Here is a 17,899-nt window from a genome sequence, read left to right on the forward strand (position 1 = left end):
ATGGTGTGGGGGCAGATCGCGGAGCGACTTGTGGGGTTCGGGTTTAAGAAGCGTGCTGGCATGATCTTCACTCGTGAACTCGCGGACGATATGATCGGCTGGGTTGGTCTGAATACCGCGAGTCGGCACACGGCGGTAGGCGAGTTTGAGGTCAATCCGGTCGTGGGAGTACGCCATCAGGGCATAGAGCGTGTGGTGGCAGAACTCCGGGGCAAGCGGTTTCATGCCTATGAGCCGCCGACAGTATGTAGTCCGATTGGCTACATCATGCCTGATGCGCGGTATCGAGCGTGGATGGTGAGCACTTTAGAGACGTCGAATACATCTGTGGGCGAACTGACGGATGCGATTCAGGAGTATGCCGTGCCTTTTATGGAGGCGTCGGCGAGTGTTGAATCTGTTTGTGATCTCATGGATCAACGTTTGGGATTTGACCATCAACTCGCCTACCGGCGTCCTGTGGGTTGGTGGCTTGCGGGTGACCACAATCGAGCTATCGCTCTCCTCGATGCGACCGAAGCAGACATTCGCGACGAGGACAACGCTTACGCGGTGGAGTTGCGCGCTTTTATCGAGGCGTTTCGTGTGCGCTTTCTGGGGAGTTCTCCGGATTGACGCGGAACGCGATTGCGTACGTCGCGAGCTGGTCTGCTGCCTGCGCCGCGATGTCCGCAAACTCGCCGGTGGGCGTATCAACGCAGTGGAGCCGAATCGCGACGGGCTGCCCGACTGTCTCGGGGTAGTGCTCCGCCAACAAGCCATCGAGAGCATATCCGGCGTACGTGTTGATCTTGTTCTGTAGTTGCGTGGCCTGCGCGGCATCCGATCCCCAAGGCCGCGACTCGACCATGACAAGAAGGTAGGTGCCGTCGGCATCTTGCGCGACGAGGTCGATCGTGTTCGTGTCAGCTATTCCAGACATTCCAGTCCGTCCTTTCGGTTTGGTGTCCATGCCATGGTGAGCCCTGCGCACAGATCAGTAGGCTCAAATTCAGTAGGCGCGAAACGCCCGTTTGGGCGCGTTCGCGCTTCTTGAAGAATAAGTGTGATTCGGAGGCTGCCGTGACTGACGAAGTGCCGAGAGCGTCGTGGGAAACTCCGATTTTGGAGCGACTCGCCGAGGTGGGTTTTGAGTTCCGTTCCTTGGCTGAACTGCGGAGTTCGGGTGTTCGGTATCGCGGAGCTATTCCGATTCTTATTGAGGCTCTTCGAGCGACGACAGAGCCGAGAGCGCTGGAGCAGATCGTGCGGGCTCTGAGCGTGCCGTGGGCAAAGCCCGCAGCGACGCCCGAACTGATTGAGGTGTTTCGGCGAGTGGATGACGCGTCGGGGCTAGGCCCTCGGTGGGCTGTAGGTAATGCGTTAGAGGTGACGTGCTTATTGACCTTTTGTCGGATCCAGATGTCAATGGGCATGCGGTGAGCGCGCTCGCGAAGCTGAAGGTTCCGCGCGCGCGTGTAGGTCTGGAGAAAATGACAAACGATCGACGAACGTGGGTACGTGCCGCCGCGCGGAAGGCACTGACGAAGCTCGCTTGATTGTCAACGAATGTAGCGTTCCGCACGTCCAAGAGTGCTCTGGAAAGGTGGGCAGCGCACTACGAGATCGCCCTCACCTTCTCCTCGGCGGGTTCGACCGCTCGCCATGTGCTTTGTTGAGCGGAGCTGGTGAGGTCGCACTCGTCTTTAGCGGCATGGAAACATCGCGTGTTATCGGCGTTCTCTATGCGGATCCGAGAACAATGGGGATGGCATCGGCTGATTCTTTTTAAGGAGGGTTTCGACCATGATCGGCACAGAAATTCCGTCCTCGCTCGATCGAGTTGAAGCGGCGCTGCGTGTGCTCGACCGACATGTTCTGCTTGACGCCCTACAGGAGGGGCTGTCGGGCGCGGCCGCTGGAGAGCAACTTGCGGGTGTCGGCCTTGTTGCTACCGAGGAACTCGAACAGCTCTACCGGTGGCGAAATGGCACTTCAGCGACTGTGGCTTCGCTTGATGACATCCAGATTTTTCCGGGGTACTCCTTCCTCTCTATTGAGGAAGCTGTCGCCAACTACCGCGTGTTCCTTGCTGATCGCCGATGGGTAGAAGGTTGGTTTCCCGTGTTCGCAAATGGCGGCGGTGACTTCTATTTCGTCGACTTGAAGGCCGCCCAGAGCCGTGCAGTTCGACATTTCTGCATCGACGAGCTCGAGTACCCGCCCGAGTTCTTGTCACTGAGCGCGATGATACAGACCTTGGCAGAGTGCTTCGAGCGCGGGGTCTTCTTCGTTGATCCCAACGGCTATCTTGAAATGGATGATCAAGCCTTCATCGAGCTGGCGGCCGAGATGAATCCAGACGTCGCCTACTGGCGCGAACTCGCTCGCTAGCGTCCGATTCTTCGAGCGGCGTTGACGGCGAATATTGAGGTACTGAGTGTGCTTCTGAGTTCTTTGGAAAGTTCCGTGTTGAAGCCGCTCGACGCTGGAAAAGGGGCGATCGCTGTCTGCCTTCCCCCCCCCGGCATCCCCGGCGCGTTCGTGGGTCAGATTGGCGAGATTCAGGAAGTGATCTTGACACCCCGGTTCGAGGGTGAGTCGCTCCCGCCGGTGACAGGCGTGTATCTCATCTACGTGTACAGGCATCGCGTCACTGAAGAGGCAGTAGATGTGTCTGCGCTGACGATTGACAAGCTCTTGTTGCCCCCGGTGTTTATCAATCGGATGCCGTGGTCGAAAGGATTCTTCAAAACCGTCGCGCACGCGGAATTCACCCCACACGATCGTCTCCAGCACCCCTGCTATTGGAACTCGGCTCGAATGTCGTACGTCGATGAAAATGACGTTCCGATCACGCTAGAAGAAGATCACGTCCCGGGCGTCTGGGGGCTTGTGAGCTACAGATGGTTGGACGATCGGATTAGTGACGCGTTGCGGTTCGAACGGGTTCCGGAAGACGTCGTTCCCGTGTTGGGCATTAATGGCGTCGTGGGCGGGGTGACTCCCGCTAACGACGAGTGGACCACGGCGATCAGCGATCTGTTCTTCGATGTCATGGCCTTGAGGGAGGGGGTGGCATCGAGCGCGAAGCTCAACATAGAGTTTCACGTTCCCGGGAACCTTTTTGTGCCCGAGTTCGATGGTGTGCGTATCGGGGCTTTTAGGGAAAGCGACAACCTGTTGAAGGTGCAAGTCGCGTTGCCGGCAGAGGCTCCGGCGAATGCGCGTGCCGAGGTGTTGAGCGCGATGGAACGCGCCTTCGATGCGGCGGATTCTTGGGCGGGGGAGCAGCGTGAACCGTTCGTTACCGTCGTGCTGCGCGAGCTCGTGGCAGCACTCAAAGCGCGCGAGGAATAGTTTGTGTGCCCCGATGAGTACTGTGGGCACGTCAATGTACTTATTTCACTGGCCACCAAGCGAGATTCCATGCATTGGGTAGCCGTGGGCGAGTTCGAGGAAGCTTGTTGTCAGGAGGTTACCCGTGAGTCAAAGTGCACGTATCTATCGGCCGGATTTGCCTGAAGACGATTTCGAGTGGGCGTTGCCCGTCGACCCTGATGACTTTGAAACCATCCAGACGCTGCCCCAGCGGACTGTCGGTTCGGTATGGCGTCCAATTCGCATGGCTCTCATCAAGGAGGATGAAGGTGCGCCCGTGATGCGGCGCGCTGACATGCCTTGGCTAGGTCGTCATGTCCTTGTGCTCCGTGACGAGGCGATCGAAGTGGTAGGACCGCTGCTGCGACCGCATGGCGAGCTTTTGCCATTGGTATGTGACTATGCGCGTCTGATGCTGTTTTCGGCCCCTCTCATTGCGGGAGTTCTCGATGAAGAACGCTCGAAAACTGTTCGTTTCCGCGCCGGGGGGATCATGTCTTTGACTGAGCCGGTCTTCCGTGTGGAGGCGCTTGGGAGTAGCCAGGTGTTCAAACTGGCGGAGATGCCGCGCGGGTCCCTCTATCTGCGGGCTGAACTCGTCGAAGCGATTTTGGCAACGGGGATGACGTCGGGCACGAATTTCAAAGCGGTCTTCGAGGGGTAGGTGCGCTGCGAGGGGGTTTCTCCCGGGCGCGCTATCTGGGGTCACGCAGAGCTTGCACGGATGACCACGGCACCTCTGCAACGTGGATGCAGCGGGGCATTGAGTGCGTAGGGTTGCGCCATGAGCCGATTTCCGTCCGGTCAGGGGCACGCTGCCGTCGACTCCTTCAGAACGCCAGGCTACTGAAATGCCTAAGTTTTTGTCTGAGCTGTTTGCAGAGCAGGAGGCCACAGTTGTTGACTGGTATGGCCCGCTGTACGGTCTGTATGAGTTGCCCGGGAATATATCCGAGTTGACGATCCGCTTCGTCGATGCGATTGCGCAGCCTCCTCAGGGAGTCCGGTTGCGTATACGGGGAGGAAGTTTCGTGTTGCTCGGCGAGCGATTCGAGAATCTCGTTTTCTGGAACGACACAGCCGCACCTGAACAGAGCCTCACGATCGAATGGAAGCGGGGGGCAGCCCGGTCAATACGTGTGGCGGACCCTAGGCGTGATGCAGGCCTGGCTCGGCAACGCGGGAATGCGTGCAACGACCGAGCAGCCTGGTCGGGTCGTGCTCGGATGCAGCGACGGCGAAGGGGAGCCTGATTTCGAAGACTTGGTCGTCGAAATCCTCACGAACGCCTGAATGCCCAAAGTCGGTCTCGGAGACGTGCTGCTCAAGGGGCTGGCTGGGGTTTACGCGTGCTGTACCCGGTAGTTCTCTTCGATCGGGTGCCCACGCTGCGGTGGACGATGTTCACTGCGGGCAGGGTGCACCCCGTCCGCAGCTGCTCTGCATTGACGCTCCCAGCGGCGCGATTGAGGTCGCGGGCCAGCGCGCGCACGGTAGCGTTATGGAGCGACACTGCTCCCGCCGTCGTTGACGTCCGAGTGATCTCAGGGCGTGACGGTGAGGCATCCGCTCGATTCTGGAGTTGGTCGCGAGGGCTGAGGCGGTCGCGGTGCGGAACGAGTTCGGGGAGTAAAAGTGGGACGCAGAAGGCCTGTTGTGGGGTCAGTGGTTCAATTTCCTCTTCCGGGTGGAGGGTTCGCATACGGGCGTGTGTTGAGGGATGCATCCGTTGCGTTCTACTGCACGAGATCGAACGAACCCGGCATGCCGCCGATAGGTGAGCGTGAGTACGAGTTCGTCGTTGGGGTGTATGACGATGTTCTCCGTGCGGAGGACGTGCCTGTCGTTGGCCATGACCCTGGTGTGGGGCCGGAGGATGAGTGGCCTCCGCCTTATGTCATCCGGGATGCTCTTACGGGGAGGCCGACGATCTACCACCACGGCACGAGGTCAAAAGCGAACGAGGACCAAGTAGTAGGCCTCGAGCCCGCCGCAGTGTGGGCTCGGTGGCACCTTATCGAGCGTCTTGTGAGTGGGTCAGCACCGTAATTCTTCTTGTTGTCGGCCGCGCGCCGCCGCCAGATAGGCGTCGCCATCAAACAGATCGCCACTCAGGCGTTCATCTCCGCCCGAATCATTTTCACGACCGCGGCGGTATCTCGGCCAAGCTGAGTCGCGACATCGTTGAGATCATAAAAAGAGCCCGGCCATCGGCCGGGCTCTTTTTATGTCTTGCCGGGTGTGAGGCTTCTAGGAAGCGGCGGGGTCAGCCGGTGCAGCAGGAGAACCCTGAGAAGTCGCGTTGATCCCGGCTCCGATTCCTCGGCCGACAGCCTGGCCCTGGATGATCGCAGCCAGATCGAGGCCAGTTGCGGCCTCCACGCTGTCGAACACCGCGCGCATGGCCTTGGCGTTCTCGGCGCCGACGACGCTGGATGCACCGTCAGTGCCACCACCGCCACCGATGATCGAGACGCTTCCGATCGCCGCGTAGCCCTTGGCGAACTCCGCCATCATCGACGGCAGCACATCCAGCACGCGCTGCGAGAGGATCGCTTCCTGGTTCGAGGCAATGGCCTGCGCTTCGGCCTCCACAGCCGCGGCGCGCGCCTCACCTTCGGCGCGGATCGCGTCGGCCTCGGCTTGAGCACGCAAGCGACGCGCACTGGCTTCGGCATCAGCGAGCGAGCGGAGAGCGCCAGCCTCACCGGCAGCCTTCGCCTCGGCGGCCGCTGCCTCACCACCGGCACGAGCCTTGTCGGCCTCCGCCTGCTGCTCGGCGATGCGCGTACGGGCCTCGGCTTCTTTCACCTTCTCGATCGCAGCAGCTTCGGCTGAGCGCTCGCGCGTGTACAACTCGGCTTGCGCCCGAGTCTCGGCTTCGTAGCGTTGTGCGTCCGCAACGCGCTTGACGTCGGCATCCAACTGCGCCTGCTTGTTCTCCGCCTGCTGCTGCAGCACCGCCTGCTCGGCCTGCGCGCGGGCGAGATGGCCAGCCTGCTCCGCCTCGGCGCGAGCGCGACCGACGCCGGAATCCGCGTTGGCGGTGTTGGTGTCGAGATCGGTCTGCTCGATCAGATTGGCTTCTTTGTTCGCGATGACCTTCTGGTTGATCGCGCGGTCGGCATTGGTCTCGGCGATCTCTGCCGCCTGGCGCTTCGCCTGAATCTCGGGGGCGCCGAGTGACTGGATGTAGCCCGTGGCATCCGTGATGCCCTTGATCTGGAAGGAGTCGAGGATCAGGCCCTGCTCGGCAAGCTCGTTGGATACGTCGGCCGCGATTTGGTCGGAGAACTTCTTGCGCTCCCGCATCAGCTCGACAACCGATAGTGTCGCCACAATCCCGCGAAGGGCACCTTCGAGCTGCTCGGTCGTGAACTGCTCGATGGCCTTGTCTTGCGACGCGAAGCGCTCGGCAGCACGCCGTACGAGCAGCGGGTCGGAGCCGATCTTCACGATCGCGACACCGTCGACGTTCAACGTGACGTTGTCGAGCGACTGTGCTTCTGCGTTCAGCGACACCTGACGGGAGCGCAAAGAGATGATCTCGTGACGCTGCGTAATGGGGTTCACCAGCGACTTGCCGTTGACGATAACCGTCACCGGCGACTCCGACATCTCGGAGCGCAGCGCACCATCCGTGTCTGTCACGGTGCTCTGCACCTTCTGCTTGCGACCTGAAATCACGAGGGCCTCATCTGCGCGAGCGACCTTGATCCAGCTCTTCGCAAATATCAACACGATCAAACCGATGATGATCGCCGTAACCACGCTGATTCCTACGATGGTCAGAATGCCGACCGTCTCGTCGATTTTCACGTCAGACTCCCTCATGCGTGCAGGCTCGTTCGGGGAGCGTGGATGCCCGGACCCAGGCTGCGCCAGACCCCCAGTGCTGCTGCAGAGCGCCCTCGCGCGGGGTTTCTGATAAGCCACCCGCTGCAAGATCGTTCTGGCAGAACCACCCCGAAGTCACTCTAGCGACACTCGGATGCCGCGATTCCACCCCCGCGCTTCACCACCCACGAGTGCTCAGATCGACTAGCGCTGAGGCTGATTTCCCCGGGCTCGCCGTCTGGGCGCGTTTTAGGGTCATGCCATACTGACGAGGTGAAATCGAGGCGCGTGTGGTCTTTGTCCGTCATCGGTATTTTCGTCACTTTGAGCCTTGCGGCGTGCGTGGCCGATGCCCCGAAACCGGACGCAAACGCGACCCAGACACCCGCGCCAACCGCCAGCCAGACACCTCGACCGAGTGTGACCCCATCCCCGCGGCCTACCGTGACGCCGACTTCGCCTCCTTCGCCGACGCCTGTTGCGCCAGGAAATGGCGGATCGAACGGCGGCACGTCGAACCGGGGCGGATCGAGTGGTTCGGGCGGCAACGTGCCGAACTCGACCCCCACTCAGGCGCCGCCCGCGCCGGCACCGAACCCCGCTCCGAGCCCGACGACGGCACCGAACCCGAGCCCGAGCCCGACGCCGGCACCGAACCCCATTCCTGCGGCGTGCTCGACGAGCAAAACGTCGCCCGGCATCCCGGCTGCTGATTTCGGTTCGATCGCGGAGTACTCCACCACGCCGCTGGCCCAGGGCAAAGACTGCACGGGCTTTCGTGCCTACCTTTCGACCGGATTGCCGCAGTATGACTCGCAGTCATACGAGTTTTTCGGCAACCTCATCGACGATGAGGGCAACGTAAATTCCATCGCGATGATGTCTCAGGGCAACAAAAAAGAGTGGCCGCACTCAAACACGGTCTATACCTTTGAGGAAGCCGGGCTGATTTTCAATCGCCTAGACCAGCACGAAGGTCCCGTTGTCGGGGGTATCGGCGGGATAGCCGACGTGACAACGCCGGTTTCGATCGACTATCAGCCGTGGAAAATCGCGGTCGCCGACACTCCGCTCGGTCAGCCCGAACAGACGATGGAAATGCGCGTCGTTTCGGGCACGGTAGGAGCGGTCGGTGCGGTCTATGACATCACTGCTGTCGTGCCGACCGGTACTTCGATTGGGGTCGACACCGAGCCGACGACACTCCACGTGCGGGCTAAGGATACGACCGGAATCATTCAGTGGGGATACGGCCCCAATGGCTTCTTCCCGCTCTGGATGTTCGACGGTGACTCCATCGACCCGACCGATCTTGACATCGCGACTCGCGATCAGCGTGGGCCGATCATGGACACTTACGGCGGTGACATCGGCGCATACCTGAAGGCCACCGGCGACCCGATGACCGGCCAAGGCTCCCACTACTATTCGATGCCGTTGGTTGAGGTCGAGGAGTGGTCTGTACAACGTGGATCGTCGTATATCGCCAGCGGGACTGGCGGTGAGTTGTTCTTCGATAATCTGACGGAAACCTACAACGACTCTGCGGCCTACATCGTGCAAAACGGATACCACTGGACTGAATTCTCGGTGCAGCTGCCCGACTCGAAACAGGGCATGCTGATCGCTGTTACCGGCCAGGAGGATGTCGGAGACCTTTATTACGCCATGCTCGGCGGTGCCGGGTCCACGCAGTCGAAGAATGGGACCCTCGCTCCGACCTCGAATTGGCCGCAGGGAGCGATCCACATCACACCGGATCCATCAAGCGCATGGACTTCGCCGAACACTTGCTACGTCTATGAGCTCAGCTACAACGTGAAGCTCGATGCGTCGTCGACGCGGCCGGCGGCCGACCTCGTCTTCACCGCGGTCGAGAAAGAGCAAGAGATCGACGCAGGAGACCGTCCCGTCTACGAGGGGCTTTTCGCATACTCCGGCAAACTCGATGGCAAGTCAGTGAACGGGTACGCCTGGGGCGAGATTCAGGGGACTAAGCCCGCAGCCGGGCACGACACTCCACCGAGCTGTTGAGAGAATTTTCGCGTCTGGGCGGCGATCGGTAGCTCGGAACTCCCGAGGACGCGGTTATTCGCATCCGTTTCTCCCCAAAAGTTTTTTGAGAAAGTTATCCACATCGGGGCTTTTTGGGGTGGTCGATGTCGGAGGTATGTTCGATACTTGAGTCATGTCAGAGGACACGACCACGCAACACGAAGCCGGGGCACGTACCCGGGCTGAGGTTGTGTTGTCGGCAGAATCTCGCGTGGCGCAGATCGCGCAGCTCGAAGCTGCGCTGGCAGCGGACCTCGCCGAAGCCGGGCGGATGGCCCTCGCTGAGATGCGTCTGATCGCGTCTCGTGAGTCGCGGGAACGCGAGATTCCGATGCGCTCCATGGCAGCCGAACTCGGCGCCGCGCTACGGATGTCGGATCGCACCGCGCAAAACCGCATCGACGACGCGATGGAAATCACCGAGCACTACCCCGAGACGTTCGCATCATGGAGTGCGGGGCGTGTTTCGGAACGGCATGTGCAAGCCGTGTTGCGGGCGGGTGAAAACCTGACGGATGCCGCAGCCAAAGCCCAGTACGACCGCGAGGTTGTCGGGGTCGCTGAGGCTGAGACACCGGGCAGGTTGCGAGGATTCGCTGCAGCACTTGCGGAGAAGGCGCAGCCGCGGACGCTGCAGGAACGCTTCGATGATGCGAACGCGACCCGTACGGTGCGCCTGTTCGACCTGGCCGAGGGGATGAGTTCTCTCAACGCAGTGTTGCCGTCGGTGCAGGCGCATGGGATCTTCAACCGGTTGACGCAGCAGGCGCGGGCGTTGAAAGACTTCCGGGCGGGACGGTCGGACTACGGCACGAAACTTCGCGCCGAAGATGAGCCTGTGGTGGATGATCGGCGGACGACGGATCAGATCCGCGCGGACCTGTTCTCCGACATGTTGCTAACTTCGGTTCCGAGTCTTGACCCGCTCGCGGGCGATGACTGTGGTGGGCTGGGTGCGATCCGCGCGATCGTGCAGGTCACGGTGCCTGCCACGACGCTTGCGGGCACGGCGTCGACCCCCGCGGATCTATCGGGGCTCAGCCTGGTTGATCCCGAGAGCGCACGGCGGCTCGCCGGAACTGCACCGGGGTGGGATCGCGTGTTCACCCACCCGGTCACCGGAACCGTCATCTCGGTTGACCGGTACCGACCCAACGATCAGTTGAAGCGGCAACTTCGGGCACGAGATCAGCACTGCAGGTTCATCGGATGCCGCATGCCCACACACCGGTGCGACATTGATCACACAGTCGATGCGGCCCTCGGCGGGCCAACGCATCAGCACAATCTCGCGCATTTGTGTCGAAGACATCACAGCCTGAAACACGCGAGTAAGTGGTCGGTGAAACAAGTCGGCGACGGAGTCCTCGAGTGGACGTCGCCGACCGGGCGAAGCTACACCGACAAACCACCTGGGGTCGCGTTCGAACCCGATGTGGTTGACGTGCCCGATGCTGACTCGGGTTCGCGGGAGCAGTCTGTCTCCTCCGCAGGTTCCCTCACGCCTTTGGACGCACCGCCACCGTTTTGAGGCAGCACCGTTCTGGCGCAGTGAAGAGCAGCGGCTGAAAGAAGATTCCAGCACCATCCGCGTGACGAAATCGCACGCGCGGAATCTCTAGATCGCAATGGCCCTGCATCCTGCGGCAGTTCGTCAACGAATGACGATGCCGGGTTGCAAGAAATCATCCCGTGGACTGTTACATGTCTCGTAATGCTCGTCCCTCCCATCGGTAAGCAGACTTCCGAGTCCTCGTTAAACAGCACAAAGTACGCTTTTCTCTGCGACGATGCCCCGATTGTTATTTCGAGTGGGAAAAGAACACTCAAGATTTGGTGGCCACCCATTTACAACGCTGAGCCAGGGTCCCCATCCGCTGACGCGCTCAATGTTCTCTCCAGTCGGGCGGCGACGAACAGCCCGCCGATTCCGCCACCAGTGAGGCTATGAACCGGCGCTAAAGTGACATCGTGAGCGAACAATTGCATAAGCGAAACCTCATTGTGCGAGAGGCCCTCCGTGCCGCCGGAATTTCGTCTGACATCGTCGTCCTTCCCGACGCCGCAGCCACGGCTGCCGCCGCCGCAGAAGCTGTGGGAGTCGACGTCGGCGCGATCGCAAATAGCCTCGTCTTCTGGTCGGATGACGCGCCCCTGCTCGTCATGACGAGCGGCGCACACCGGGTCGACACCACAGCGCTCGCAACGCGCCTCGGGCGCGACAGCATCCGTCGTGCGACAGCCGAACAGGTGAAGGATGCCACCGGACAAGTCATAGGGGGAGTAGCGCCCACGGGGCATCCTTCCCCGCTCACCACTGTCGTCGACGAGTCACTCGCAGCGTTCCCTGAGATCTGGGCTGCCGCCGGAACCCCGCACACCGTCTTTCCGCTGACGTTCGACGAACTCGTTCGCCTCACCGGCGGCGAGATCGTCGCGGTCGGCTAGCGAGCACCCGGCTCATCGAACGTCCACCCGTCGGGACTATCGAAGTCGATCGATGCCCAATCGGGAGCTTCCCACTCGAACATCGCGACAGCGCAGGTGGGCATCGCGACGATCTCACCGTCGGTGAGTCGGGCAACGAGCGTACTGAGGCCGGGGTCGTGCGCCACGACGATGGCCGTGTTCCCCGGGGACTCCGCCGCGACTTCCCACAACACCTTCGGCAGAGCCCCGTAAAGACGCGCGTCACGAGTGACCTCCACGTTCAGCGCCTGGCCGAAGGCATCCGCTGTCGTTGCGGCGCGGAGAGCCGTGCTCGAAAAGATCACGTCAGGCTTCACCCCGCTCGCCGATAAGCGCGCTGCGAGGCGTTCAGCCATGAGTGGCGCGTCGCCATGACCGCGACGGTTCAGTGGTCGCTCATGGTCATCGAGGATCGCGCTGCCCCAGTCGGACTTCGCATGGCGCACCAGCACAAGCGTGATCACGATGACACCGGCAAATATGCCCAGGCAACGCGCCCGCTGTCGAGAGTGACCTCGCTTCGGCGACCGCGCGCTGCTTCATAGTTATCGAGTGCATCAAGTTCTGCCTCGCTGACTTCACACACGAAGCCGACGACTTTGTCGAGCGAACTGCCCGTACTACGCATACGCGCATGAGTGTTGATGCCCGGTGCGTCGTCCCTCGGATCATCGATTTCGAGATAGTCGACGGTGTACCCAGTGAGCACGTCCACCTCCCACGTCACAACGTGCCCGAGGGTGTCGAGCTGCACAGCGGTGGAGCGCATCGTGCCGTAGCTGAAGAGCAGCTGAGCGGGGTACGAAGTGGCCACGCGCCAAGGCTACCCGCGGAGGAACGCCTCGGCGAGAGTGAAAATGGCCAGGCCCGCGAGCGAGCCGACGATCGTGCCGTTCAAGCGAATGTATTGCAGATCCCGACCCACCATGAGTTCGATCTTCTCGGTGGTCTCGGCAGCATCCCATCGCTCCACAGTGTCGGTGATGATCGAGGCGATGTCGTGACGATATCGCTCAACGAGGAACACCGCGGCATCCGTCACCCACCCATCGATTCGCGCCTGAAGAGCGGTATCTGATGTGAGTCGATCGCCCACCTCAGCGAGTGCTCGTGCGGCGCGAGCGCGAAGCGCGCTCTCTGGATCGGCAAGAGATTTCAGCAGCCCAGACTTTGCGGTTTCCCACACGCTCGCGGCAAGCTCGCGCACACGCGGGCTATCGAAGACTCCCGACTTTGTGCTCTCGAGGCTCGCAATGGTCTCAGGGTCGTTCTGCAGATTGTGTGCGAGGCGCTCAAGATACCCATCAAGAGCCAAACGCGCCGGATGCTCGGGCTCCGCGGCGATTGCAGCGACAAGTTTCATCGCCTCGTTGTAGGCCGCTTCGTCGACAAGGCGACGAGCAACCGACGGCACCCACGACGGCAGCCGCCGTGAGAGCAAACCCGTGAAAGATGTCTGGTTACTGCGAAGCCACGTGGCGATCGTGTCAACGCCGAGATCGACGGCGCCATGATGCGCCCCGGATGACACCACCTGTTGCAGCCGCTCACCGAGAGGCGGACCCCACTGCGGCTCGATCAGATGCTCACGAGCAAGGCTTTCGAGTACGTCTCCGACGTCATCATCGCTCAGCGCCTGCAACACGCCAGCAGCCATCGCAGCGCCCTCGGCGCTCACACGCTCGGCGTGCGCGGGCTCTCGCAGCCACTCACCCAAGCGTGCGGCGACAGAGGTGCTCTCGAGCTTGGTGCGAACGACGTCCGCTGACAGAAAATTAGTCTCGACGAACTCGCCGAGCGAGCGACCGATCTCGTCTTTTCGGCTCGGAATGATTGCCGTGTGCGGAATCTTGATGCCAAGCGGATGCCGAAACAACGCCGTCACGGCGAACCAGTCTGCGAGCGCACCCACCATTCCGCCCTCGGCCGCCGCCCGCACATATGCAAAAGCCGGCATGCGTTCTTGCAAAACGAACGAGATCACGAAAACTATTGCGAGCGCCACGAGCGCGCCGAGCGCAATACCTTTCATCACCCGAAGTGCGCGCCGACGCTCCTGGTCCGCGCGGCTGAGGAGAGATGTGGGAGTGCGGGGCATCAGGAACTCATCGGTCCGAGCCACGCCGACGCCGCGGTCGAGTGCGCGGACTCCGGGTCGGAGGGGTGAAACATTCCGGCGAGCACATCTCGGTAGAGGCGGCCAAGTTCCGATGCCGAGCGGTACGACGACCCGCCCGCGACGAGCATCGCGTCATCCACTATCTGCTTCGCGGAAACGACGGCGCGATGCTTGAGACCACTTAAGAGCGAGAACCAGCGCGCGCCGTGATCGGTCTGAGCGTCGATGTCTTCGGACAGAGACGCGATCTGCGGGCCGAGGGCATCGTAGGCGAGCGCCATCTCGGCAATTCGCCAACGGATGTCGGGGTCGTCGCTATATGTCTTGCCGGTCTTTTTCGATGTGCGCGTTTTTGCGACCTCAACAGCCAAGTCGAGCGCCCGTCGGGCGATACCGGTGTAGACCGAAGCCAAAAGCACCTCGAAGACGCTGAAAATGCCGAAGACGATCGGGTCAGAGTTCGGCCCCGGCGCGATCTTTCGCACGACACGATCGGGCGCCGCCACCGCGCCGTGAAGCTCGGTCGTGCGGCTCTGTGTGCCACGCATACCAACGGTGTCCCAGTCGTCCCGCGTGACAATTGCATCCGAACGGGAGACGAACGCATAGACCATCTTTGGGCCGTCTGAGCTTGTCGTGTCGAGACCGTGGAGTCCCAGCTGAGTCCATACCGGCCCGAGCGAGGTGAAAATCTTGGTGCCGGTGAACGCGTACGAACCGTCAGGTTGGGGCGCGGCATCCGTGTCGCTGCCGAAAAGTACGAGGTCGTTGCTCGCCTCGCTGATCCCGAACGCGAACACCTCGCCCGCCACGGCACCCTCTTGCACGAAGCCGAGGTCATCTATGCCGCGGTCGGCGAGCACTTTTGCAACCCCCGTCCACACGAGGTGCATGTTGATGGCCAGCGCTGTGGCGGGAGCGGCCCCGGCAAGGCGCTGCTGCAGCAGCGCGACTTCGGCGATGCTGAGACCGGCGCCGCCGAGTGCTGTCGGCACCAAAACGGAGAGATACCCGGCCGCTGTCAGCTCGCTGAGGTCTTCGACGGGAAACGCATTTTGCGCGTCATAGCCCGCGGCGCGAGAGCGAATTCGCTCGATCAGATCGTCGGGCAGGATGTCGCGAGGGTCGAACACCGAAGAAGTCACAGTACTCATTCTTGCGCTCTTGTCCGGATCCGGCCGTTTTTGCCCATTGGATCGCGCTATCCGTTCCGCCAAGATGTGCATATGTCTTCGCTGTCGCAGTTTCTTCTGCCCGACTCACAGCGGCAGAGCGTCGATGACGTGCGAGACGCGCTCGACCTCACCCGCGGCGACGCCGTCGGCAAACGCAGCGGATTCCTCATCATGCTCATTCTGTCGGGCGTTATCGCCGTCGCCGGCGTGCTTGCCGACTCAACGGCGACAGTGATCGGCGCGATGATCGTCGCACCTCTCGGTACCCCGATTCTCGGCATTGGCCTCGCCCTCGTCGTGGGCCGGAGAAGCCTCCTGGTGCGCTCGATTTTGTGGGTGCTCGCCAGCGTCGTGATCGTCGTGTTCATCGGCTATGGGCTCTCGATCATCCTGCCGCACGGCTCTTCGCTGTCGACGAACTCGCAAATTACCGGTCGAACGTCTCCGCAACTAGTCGACCTCCTGGCGGCGATGGCGACGGGCACGGCGGGCGCTTTCGCAATGTGTCGCCGCGATCTGAGCGCGATCCTGCCCGGAGTCGCGATTGCGATCTCACTCGTGCCGCCGCTTGGGGTTGTGGGGGTGTGCGCGGGGCAGGGCGACTGGGACAGTGCGCTCGGTGCCCTCATTCTCTTTTTGTCGAACGTGATTTCTCTCGTGATCGCCGGGAGTATCGTCTTCACTCTTGCGGGGTATTCACGCGCGGCGGGCTCATCGCGCACCGCCAACCGCAAACGGGCGTACGCGGTGGTCGCTGTGCTTTCCACAGTGATCGTCGTTCCACTCGCACTGAACACCACGGTCACGGTGGTGCTGACCGGATGGACGCAAAATATCGAGGCGTCAGCGACCGAGTGGCTCAGCGAAGTCGACGGGGCACGTGTGGGCGGAGTGAAGTGGACGGGCCTTGAAGCGACAGTTCGGGTCGCGACTCCAGACGGCACGGTACCGGCGACTAGCCTGCTCGAAACCGAGTTGGAGAGCGCTCTGCCGGAGTTCGTCGACGTCGTAGTAGAGGTAGGCGTCGAAGCGACATACCGCGTGAGCTCGCGCGGCGCAGGTGCTGCCCCTCTTAAGTGATTGTTTCGACCGGCTCGGTATCGGGTATCGGGCTCGGATCACGGTGGCGCAAGTCGGGAAAGGCGCGTACGAACACGATGCTGACGATGAGCCCCACGAACATGAAGCCGAAGGCGGCAGCGTATGCGCCGACGTGACCGATGCCGTCAACGAGGAACCCAGCGACGGCCGATCCTGCCGCAGCGCCGATGAGCTGACCGGTGCCGATCCAACCGTAAGCTTCGGCTGTTTCGCTGAACTTCACACTCGCCGAGGTCATCGCGAAGATCACCGCGAGCGCTGGCGCGATGCCGATACCGGCGACCAGGAGAGAGCCACCGAGCCACCACGCGTTGAGTGCGAACATCGTCGTGGCAAGGCCGATCGTGACGATCAGAAGGCGCCGTGCCATCGACCACGGGCTGATGGGGCGGTGCCCCATGCCCAGACCGCCCGCGAGGCTTCCGATACCGAAGACGGCGAGGATGAGGCCAGCCTCGAGGCCGCCCTCGTCGAACTCGGCGACGACTCCTGCCTCGACCGCAGCACACGCCCCGATGAGAAGGAAGCCGACAGCGGTTGCCATGAGCACCGGCGGCTTCGCGAGAACGCGGCCGAGTTTGCGGCGACTGCGAGGGATGCGAACACGGCCGACTTCGGGGGACAGGATGAACCAGGACCCGCCGCCGACGAGGATCGCAGCGATCAGCAGGAGCGCCGGCACCGTGCCGGCCTGTGTTGCCACAAAAGTGATGAGCACTGGCGCCAGAATCCAAATGATCTCTTGCAGTGACGCATCGAGTGAATACAGCGGAGACAGTTGCCGTGAGTTCACGAGCTTGGGGTAGATCGTTCGGGCAGCCGATTGAATCGGCGGGGTGGTGAGGCCGGCGATGAGTCCGAGCGCCATGTAGGCGGGAAGAACCATTTCCACCAGGGCGAGTGTCGTGATCGCTATGGCACACAGCACCGTCGTGAGGGTGAGCACTTTGCGCATGCCCCACAGGCCCATCCATCGACTCGTGACGGGTCCAGAGATCGCCTGGCCTACCGATGTCGCGGCAAGCACGAGACCCGCCGAACCGTAAGAACCTGTGACGTGCTCGATATGGAGCAGGATGGCGAGGCTCGTCATTCCGTTGGGAAAACGTGCGGTCAACTGTGCCGCGATGATACGCCCGACGCCGGGGGTGCGCAGAAGGTCGCGGTAGCTGGCCATGCCACAACGCTAGCGCCCAAAAAGGGTGGATTTGGTGCATTCGATCGGTAGCGGTGCGACACGCCGGAGCTGCCATGCGCACCCATATTCGATGTCGGAGGGTCCGCATATCGTCGTGATTGTGGACAACGGTCCGGCATCGACACGAAAACCGCGAGATTCAGGCCTTTTCTGATCACACCCGCGGCGCCTCAGCTGTGGATGAAACGGTGGAGAACCTGTGGTGTACGTGGGGATAGCGGTGGAAAACTACATCCGTGTAACTACTACCCCTAGTGGTGCTATCCAATGTCCGTACCCATATGTAGTATTGAGTTCCTGGCGGCGTACCGTCGGGACACAGTAAAGATTTTGAGGGGAAACTGGTCCAATATGGCGATCACTGTTTACACCAAGCCCTCCTGCGTTCAGTGCACGGCGACATACCGCGCACTGGACTCCAAGGGCATTGAGTACGAAATTCACGACCTCTCGCAGGACCCCGCGGCCCTCGAGCAGGTAAAGGCACTGGGCTACCTCCAGGCACCGGTTGTCGTCACTGACGGTGACCACTGGTCAGGCTTCCGTCCTGACAAGATCGACGAGCTCGCCAGCCGCCTGGTCTGA

22 protein-coding genes are annotated in these 17,899 nt (G+C 61.6%); 13 read left to right on the forward strand and 9 right to left on the reverse strand.

Annotated elements, in window-relative coordinates; translation table 11 throughout:
- A complete protein-coding gene (locus G6N83_RS11240; RefSeq protein WP_165142087.1) occupies positions 1–615 on the forward strand; it encodes a hypothetical protein in 615 nt (204 codons plus the stop codon).
- Here G6N83_RS11240 and G6N83_RS11245 read toward each other — a convergent pair.
- On the reverse strand, positions 569–922 hold the full coding sequence (locus G6N83_RS11245) for a DUF6572 domain-containing protein (RefSeq protein ID WP_165142089.1): 354 nt from the start codon (positions 920–922) through the stop codon (positions 569–571). The two genes, G6N83_RS11240 and G6N83_RS11245, sit on opposite strands and share 47 nt — an antisense overlap.
- A gap of 140 nt (positions 923–1,062) precedes the next feature.
- On the opposite strand from G6N83_RS11245, the gene G6N83_RS11250 reads away from it, so the two are divergent.
- From G6N83_RS11250 to G6N83_RS14000, 7 genes are all read left to right on the forward strand, one after another.
- Positions 1,063–1,422, forward strand: coding sequence for a hypothetical protein (locus G6N83_RS11250; protein WP_165142091.1), 360 nt, complete (start codon positions 1,063–1,065; stop codon positions 1,420–1,422).
- On the forward strand, positions 1,419–1,538 hold the full coding sequence (locus G6N83_RS13995; protein WP_420901763.1) for a hypothetical protein: 120 nt from the start codon (positions 1,419–1,421) through the stop codon (positions 1,536–1,538). Before G6N83_RS11250 ends, G6N83_RS13995 begins: the two co-directional genes overlap by 4 nt.
- Positions 1,539–1,785: 247 nt before the next feature.
- Positions 1,786–2,373 carry an SMI1/KNR4 family protein gene (locus G6N83_RS11255; protein WP_165142093.1) on the forward strand — a complete coding sequence of 196 codons (588 nt, stop codon included), beginning with the start codon at positions 1,786–1,788 and terminating at the stop codon, positions 2,371–2,373.
- A 75-nt stretch (positions 2,374–2,448) separates the two neighbouring features.
- Positions 2,449–3,339: an Imm26 family immunity protein gene (locus G6N83_RS11260; RefSeq protein ID WP_165142095.1), complete on the forward strand. Its 891-nt coding sequence runs from the start codon at positions 2,449–2,451 to the stop codon at positions 3,337–3,339.
- 124 nt (positions 3,340–3,463) lie between these two features.
- A complete protein-coding gene (locus G6N83_RS11265; RefSeq protein WP_165142097.1) occupies positions 3,464–4,024 on the forward strand; it encodes a hypothetical protein in 561 nt (186 codons plus the stop codon).
- Between the two features lie 494 nt (positions 4,025–4,518).
- Positions 4,519–4,653: a hypothetical protein gene (locus G6N83_RS13945; RefSeq protein WP_260149056.1), complete on the forward strand. Its 135-nt coding sequence runs from the start codon at positions 4,519–4,521 to the stop codon at positions 4,651–4,653.
- A gap of 417 nt (positions 4,654–5,070) precedes the next feature.
- Positions 5,071–5,409 carry a hypothetical protein gene (locus G6N83_RS14000; protein WP_420901768.1) on the forward strand — a complete coding sequence of 113 codons (339 nt, stop codon included), beginning with the start codon at positions 5,071–5,073 and terminating at the stop codon, positions 5,407–5,409.
- A gap of 201 nt (positions 5,410–5,610) precedes the next feature.
- Here G6N83_RS14000 and G6N83_RS11275 read toward each other — a convergent pair whose 3' ends face one another.
- The 3 genes from G6N83_RS11275 to G6N83_RS11285 form a co-directional block, all read right to left on the reverse strand.
- Complete coding sequence (locus tag G6N83_RS11275; protein WP_165142101.1) at positions 5,611–7,194, reverse strand: SPFH domain-containing protein; 1,584 nt, start codon at positions 7,192–7,194, stop codon at positions 5,611–5,613.
- A 143-nt stretch (positions 7,195–7,337) separates the two neighbouring features.
- Positions 7,338–7,766, reverse strand: coding sequence for a hypothetical protein (locus G6N83_RS11280; protein ID WP_165142103.1), 429 nt, complete (start codon positions 7,764–7,766; stop codon positions 7,338–7,340).
- Complete coding sequence (locus tag G6N83_RS11285; RefSeq protein ID WP_165142105.1) at positions 7,767–7,967, reverse strand: hypothetical protein; 201 nt, start codon at positions 7,965–7,967, stop codon at positions 7,767–7,769. It lies immediately after the preceding gene.
- A 28-nt stretch (positions 7,968–7,995) separates the two neighbouring features.
- On the opposite strand from G6N83_RS11285, the gene G6N83_RS11290 reads away from it, so the two are divergent.
- The 3 genes from G6N83_RS11290 (at position 7,996) to G6N83_RS11300 (ending at position 11,700) form a co-directional block, all read left to right on the forward strand.
- Positions 7,996–9,231, forward strand: a complete 1,236-nt coding sequence (locus tag G6N83_RS11290; RefSeq protein ID WP_165142107.1) for a lipocalin family protein — start codon at positions 7,996–7,998, stop codon at positions 9,229–9,231.
- Between the two features lie 154 nt (positions 9,232–9,385).
- A complete protein-coding gene (locus G6N83_RS11295) occupies positions 9,386–10,783 on the forward strand; it encodes an HNH endonuclease signature motif containing protein (RefSeq protein WP_165142109.1) in 1,398 nt (465 codons plus the stop codon).
- A 440-nt stretch (positions 10,784–11,223) separates the two neighbouring features.
- Positions 11,224–11,700 carry a YbaK/EbsC family protein gene (locus G6N83_RS11300; RefSeq protein WP_165142111.1) on the forward strand — a complete coding sequence of 159 codons (477 nt, stop codon included), beginning with the start codon at positions 11,224–11,226 and terminating at the stop codon, positions 11,698–11,700.
- Here the strand turns inward: G6N83_RS11300 and G6N83_RS11305 are convergent.
- The 4 genes from G6N83_RS11305 to G6N83_RS11320 are packed head-to-tail and all read right to left on the reverse strand — an operon-like array spanning position 11,697 to position 14,985.
- Complete coding sequence (locus G6N83_RS11305; protein WP_165142113.1) at positions 11,697–12,185, reverse strand: SixA phosphatase family protein; 489 nt, start codon at positions 12,183–12,185, stop codon at positions 11,697–11,699. The two genes, G6N83_RS11300 and G6N83_RS11305, sit on opposite strands and share 4 nt — an antisense overlap.
- Positions 12,182–12,535 carry a gamma-glutamylcyclotransferase family protein gene (locus G6N83_RS11310; RefSeq protein ID WP_241246199.1) on the reverse strand — a complete coding sequence of 118 codons (354 nt, stop codon included), beginning with the start codon at positions 12,533–12,535 and terminating at the stop codon, positions 12,182–12,184. The genes G6N83_RS11305 and G6N83_RS11310 overlap by 4 nt, the downstream gene beginning before the upstream one ends.
- A 9-nt stretch (positions 12,536–12,544) precedes the next feature.
- Positions 12,545–13,819 carry a DUF445 domain-containing protein gene (locus tag G6N83_RS11315; RefSeq protein ID WP_165142115.1) on the reverse strand — a complete coding sequence of 425 codons (1,275 nt, stop codon included), beginning with the start codon at positions 13,817–13,819 and terminating at the stop codon, positions 12,545–12,547.
- Positions 13,819–14,985 carry an acyl-CoA dehydrogenase family protein gene (locus G6N83_RS11320; protein ID WP_241246200.1) on the reverse strand — a complete coding sequence of 389 codons (1,167 nt, stop codon included), beginning with the start codon at positions 14,983–14,985 and terminating at the stop codon, positions 13,819–13,821. Before G6N83_RS11320 ends, G6N83_RS11315 begins: the two co-directional genes overlap by 1 nt.
- An 81-nt stretch (positions 14,986–15,066) precedes the next feature.
- Here G6N83_RS11320 and G6N83_RS11325 point away from each other — a divergent pair, with 81 nt between their 5' ends.
- Entirely contained in the window at positions 15,067–16,095 is a 1,029-nt protein-coding gene (locus G6N83_RS11325; protein ID WP_165142119.1) for a TIGR00341 family protein, read from the forward strand.
- On the opposite strand, the gene G6N83_RS11330 is transcribed toward G6N83_RS11325, so the two are convergent.
- Entirely contained in the window at positions 16,088–17,293 is a 1,206-nt protein-coding gene (locus tag G6N83_RS11330; protein ID WP_165142121.1) for an MFS transporter, read from the reverse strand. The two genes, G6N83_RS11325 and G6N83_RS11330, sit on opposite strands and share 8 nt — an antisense overlap.
- A gap of 372 nt (positions 17,294–17,665) precedes the next feature.
- Here G6N83_RS11330 and nrdH point away from each other — a divergent pair, with 372 nt between their 5' ends.
- The gene (gene nrdH / locus G6N83_RS11335; protein WP_165142123.1) at positions 17,666–17,899 is read left to right on the forward strand and encodes a glutaredoxin-like protein NrdH; all 234 of its coding nucleotides are present in this window, start codon (positions 17,666–17,668) and stop codon (positions 17,897–17,899) included.

It is taken from the genome of Microbacterium endophyticum, assembly GCF_011047135.1.
Taxonomy (GTDB): domain Bacteria; phylum Actinomycetota; class Actinomycetes; order Actinomycetales; family Microbacteriaceae; genus Microbacterium; species Microbacterium endophyticum.